Annotated in this window: 1 protein-coding gene and 1 pseudogene; both read right to left on the reverse strand. The window is 70.3% G+C overall.

Translation table 11 applies throughout. From position 1 onward, the window contains the following. Nucleotides 1-810 (reverse strand): annotated as a pseudogene (locus tag ACF1B9_RS37925) (hypothetical protein); the annotation flags it as partial. After that, a complete protein-coding gene (locus ACF1B9_RS37930; RefSeq protein ID WP_391746961.1) occupies nucleotides 807-1,874 on the reverse strand; it encodes a tyrosine-type recombinase/integrase in 1,068 nt (355 codons plus the stop codon). The pseudogene ACF1B9_RS37925 and the gene ACF1B9_RS37930, both read right to left, overlap by 4 nt. Between the last annotated feature and the right edge of the window lie 70 nt (nucleotides 1,875-1,944).

Genomic DNA, 1,944 nt, shown 5'->3' on the forward strand with positions numbered 1-1,944 from the left:
CCGGGCCGAGTGGCGGCCGGTGCCGGGACGCGGAGGTTCACAGAATCCGAGCTCGGCGACCGCCCGCTGCATCGCGTGCAGGGTGTTCAGCCGGCTGCCCTCCAGCAGTCCGTCGCGGCGGACCCGGTCGAACAGTGCGGTGTCCAGATTCTCAAGATGCGGGCTGCGGTTGAGTAGGAACAACTGGCAGGCCACCATCGGCAGCAGGGTGTCCTCGTCCTGGCCGAGCCGGTAGCCCCAGGCGACCAGGACCGCGCGAAGTCGTGCGACCTCGCCGTTGACGCGGTCGCGTCCGAAGGTCCGCCGGGCCAGGGTCAGCCGCTGGAAGCTGCCGAGCCGGTGGAACTCGTTGAAGCCGCCGAGCAGGTAGGCGTGCGCCGCGAGATAGGGGCGGACCTCGTCGCCCGCCCAGGCGGGCGCGTGCCGGCGGAACTCGGCCTGAGTGCGGCCTAGCAGGTGGAACCATTCCTCATCGGTCCAGCCCCAGAAGGTCCTGCCGGTCTCCGCGCACCGCGTCAGCAGCACCGCGACCACGTCGAGCATGGCCCGTCTGCGGTGCGGGGTGGGCGGGGAGTCCAGGGCGGCGTTGACCGCCTCCAGCGGACCCAACAGCCGCGCGATCACGCGCCAGCCCGGCGCGGACGGGTCGTGGTACTGCAGTCGCCGCAGATTTCGCACGCCCAGGTCAGCCACGGCCCTGGCCTCGGCAGGCCGCACTGCCACCGCGGCGTCGTCGCGGGGCGGGGAGATCGGCCAGAACCAGCGGCCGGCTCCGTCCTCGGCGGCGGTGGCCGGCAGTGGTGCGGTCACCGCGACACCTCCGCCGTCGTGCCGTCCGCGGAGGTGAGCATCTGTATTCGCCAGGCGTGGATGTGCTCCATGCCGCGGGCCAGCTTGTCGGCCAGGTCCCGGCCGGACAGGTGGAGGTACTGGAGCGTGGAATCGGTGTTGCGGTGGCCGGCGAAGGTCGCGATCGCGTGCAACTCCCAGCCCATCCGGGCCAGATCGGTCAGACACAGGTGCCGGGTGGTGTGGGTCGAGAACCGCGGGACACCGGCCTCCAGGGCGATCCGGCGGACCACCTTCGACCATGTCCACAGGGTCAGCGGCTGCCCGTGGTTGCGCCGGGACTCCGACAGAAACAGCGGCCCCCTGGCCCGGCTGATCGTGGCCCGGTGGGCGAGGTAGGCCGACATCAACACGCCGGTCGACGCCGAGTACGGCACCACTCGCTCCAACCGGTTCTTCGTCGTCTCCGCCCGCACCCTCAGCGTCCGGTGGGCCGGATCAAGGTCGTTGGTCCGAAGCGAACACAACTCCTCTCGCCGCAGCGCGGCATCGTAGGCCAGGGCCAGCATCACCCGGTTGCGGACCGGCTCCTCCCGCGCGACCTGCAGGATCCCCAGCCACTGCTGTTCACTGGGGATCCACGGCAGCTTCGTGAGCCGCGGCACCAGCCCGCGCTGCCCGCCCCGCTGTCGCCCAGGGGTGTAGCGGCCCCTGCCCACCGGGTTCGACTCGCGCAGACCCTCCTCCATGAGGAAGTCGTAGAACAACCGCACCGGCACCAGGCGCTGCTGGATTGTGGCGTTCGCCAGCCCCGACCCCGAGTCGATCGCCACCACGTTCGCACCCCGACGGTGCGGCCGTGACGTCAACTCCCGTACGTAGACGGCAATGTGGAGGCGGTTCGCGGTGACCGGGTCGACGTCTTCCCGCTCGCACATCACCAGGTACTCGGCCAGTCCGCGGGCGTAGGCGTCGATTGTCCTCGGCGCCCGACCGAGATCAGTCCAGATCTGCAGCCACACCGCCGCCTGCTCGTGCCGGCCCAGCACCGGCCACTTCTCCGTCAGCACCATCGTGCCGCTCAAGCCATCTCCCAAGTCCGTGGTAGCACCGGGGAGACATGATCACCCCGGACAGATTCCACGTAACTTTTAA

The organism is Streptomyces sp. NPDC014727 (assembly GCF_043083485.1).
Classification (GTDB): Bacteria; Actinomycetota; Actinomycetes; order Streptomycetales; family Streptomycetaceae; genus Streptomyces.